Genomic DNA, 1,801 nt, shown 5'->3' with positions numbered 1-1,801 from the left:
CGTCGAGAAGCGCAGCGGCGTCGACGAGCGCGTCGCCGAGGCCGAAGAAGCGCTGGGCGAGGCCGAGCGACTGTTCGCCGAGCTGACCACGCAGCTGGCGCAGCTCACCGCGCGGCGCAATCAGTTCGAGCAGAGCGTGCGCAGCCACCGCGACCGGCTGGCGCGGCTCGATACCGAGATCAAGAACGTCGAGAGCGAGATCGATCGGCTGTCGGCCGAGACCTCCGGCGCCGGCGATGTCGATGCACTGGCCGAAGCGGTCGAGAACGCCCAGGCGCTGCTTGCCGAATCCGAAGCCGCCGTCGCCGCGGCCGAGACCGCGCATATCGAAGCCCGGCAGCGGCTCGAGGCATCGCGCTCGCCGCTGACCGAGGCCGACAAGAAGGTGCAGCGGCTCGAGACCGAAGCCCGCACCATCAGCAAGATCCTCGACGGCGAGACCAAGAATCTGTGGCCGCCGATCATCGACGGCGTCACCGTCGCCAAGGGTTACGAAAAGGCGATCGGCGCGGTGCTGGGCGACGATCTCGACGCCCCGGTCGATCCATCGGCGCCGATGCGCTGGAGCGATATCGGCGTTCAGCCCGACGATCCGTCGCTGCCGGAGGGCGTCGAGCCGCTGGCCCAGCATGTCGCCGCGCCGCCGGAGCTGGCGCGCCGCCTGGCGCAGATCGGCGTCGTCACCAAGGAGCAGGGCGCCGCGCTGGTGTCGCAGCTCAAGAGCGGCCAGCGGCTGGTGTCGCTCGATGGCGACGTCTGGCGCTGGGACGGCTTCGTCACCGCGGCGCATGCGCCGACCGGCGCCGCGCGCCGCCTGGCTGAACGCGCCCGCCTGGTCGATATCGAGAACGATCTCGAACTCGCCAAAGAAGATGCCGCAAACAAGCGCGAGGCGCTGGAGACCGCCGAAGTCGAACTACGAGCCGCAGGCGCGGCCGAAGCTGCCGCGCGCGAGACGCTGCGCGCGGTGCGCCGTGAGGCCGAGGCGGCGCGCGAGCGCCATGCCGCCGCCGAGCGCGAGGTCAACCGCCATGCCGCGCGGCGTTCGGCGCTGAGCGAAGCGCAATCGCGCCTCGCCACCGACCGCGCCGAAGCCGAGGCCGCGCTGGAGAACGCGGAAGCCCAGATTGCCGAGCTGGAGCCCACCGGCGACGCCGAAGCCAAGCTCGCCGCGGTGCGCGGCGATATCGACGCCCGCCGCCAGGCCGCCGCGCAGATCCGCGCCGAGGCCCAGGCGCTGGCGCGCGAGGCCGAGCTCGCCGACAAGCGGCTGCAGGCGATCAATGCCGAGCGCATGGACTGGCACAAGCGCAAGCAGAGCGCGGCGTCGCAGATCGCGACCGTCGAGCAGCGTCTCGCCGAACTCACCGCCGAGCGCACCGAGCTCGAGAACGCGCCCGAAGTGTTCGCCGAGAAGCGCAGCGCGGTGATCACCGAGATCGAATACGCCGAAAGCGATCGCCGCAACGCCGCCGACGCGCTGGCGAGCGCCGAACAGGCGATGGCCGAGACCGACCGCGCCGCCAAGTCGTCGCTCGAACAGCTCTCCGGCGCCCGCGAAGCCTGCGCCCGCGCCGAAGAGCGCATGGAAGCGGCGCGCCGCCGGCTCGAAGACGTCGAGCGCGAAATCCGCGACATGCTCGAAGTCGAGCCGCAGGCGGTCGCCTCGCTGGCCGAGCTGCAGGAGGGCGCGGAGCTGCCGCCGCTGGCCGAGATCGAAGCCGAGCTGGAAAAGCTGCGCCGCGATCGCGAGCGGCTCGGCGCGGTCAATCTGCGCGCCGAGGAAGAGCTCTAAGAAGTC

1 pseudogene is annotated in these 1,801 nt (G+C 71.6%); it reads left to right on the top strand.

Annotated elements, in window-relative coordinates:
- A pseudogene (locus I5M_RS05745) lies at positions 1–1,792 on the top strand (chromosome segregation protein SMC); the annotation flags it as partial.
- Between the last annotated feature and the right edge of the window lie 9 nt (positions 1,793–1,801).

The organism is Rhodopseudomonas sp. B29, from assembly GCF_000333455.1.
Lineage (GTDB): Bacteria > Pseudomonadota > Alphaproteobacteria > Rhizobiales > Xanthobacteraceae > Rhodopseudomonas.
Note: the sequence above shows the minus strand (reverse complement) of the source record. Positions and strands in the feature narration are given on the sequence as shown.